Annotated in this window: 1 protein-coding gene and 1 pseudogene; one reads left to right on the forward strand and one right to left on the reverse strand. The window is 33.6% G+C overall.

Annotated elements, in window-relative coordinates; translation table 11 throughout:
* A partial coding sequence (locus tag IDG60_RS00130) for a DUF2750 domain-containing protein (RefSeq protein WP_206160339.1) occupies positions 1 to 200 on the forward strand: 200 nt, incomplete at its 5' end.
* 129 nt (positions 201 to 329) lie between these two features.
* Here IDG60_RS00130 and IDG60_RS00135 read toward each other — a convergent pair.
* Positions 330 to 580: pseudogene (locus IDG60_RS00135) on the reverse strand (type II pantothenate kinase); the annotation flags it as partial.

Raw genomic sequence — 580 nt, forward strand, 5'->3', positions numbered from 1 at the left:
GGAGTATTAAAAACAGAGCGTTAAAAGTTCGAGATGAAGATTTTGAAGAGTGTGATTTAATTACGATTGAAGGTTCTGTTTTCGGAGAATGGCTAGATGAACTTAGAGATGATCATAAAGCCGTTGCGATAGATTTAAAAACTGGCGTGGTTGGTACAATTGTTTCAGCGCAAAAATTGTCTAATGAACTTACATTTTAATTGAATTGAGTTGTAAGTAATTAAGTGATAATAAATGGAACAATACGTATTCAAAACACTTAGACCATAAAATAAAAGGCCATTTATATAGCGTTTATTTAAAACAACGCGCATATAAATGGTCTTTTTCTATTTTTCTAAATATAATGCACCAATAGCACCTGAAAATGCGCCGTTTTCAACATAGTACGGTTTGCAACCGCGTAACACAGTATAATCTTCCACAACTTTGCGTAATAAAGCGTTATTATGAAATGAAGAACCGATATAAACGATATTTTCAGTTTTAAATTCACGTGCAACAGTAATGGCCATTGTCGTAACAACTTCGCCAACGACACCAATAACGGCTGCTAATTTATTGCTAGGTGTAAAATCAG

It is taken from the genome of Staphylococcus sp. EG-SA-2 (genome assembly GCF_017152085.1).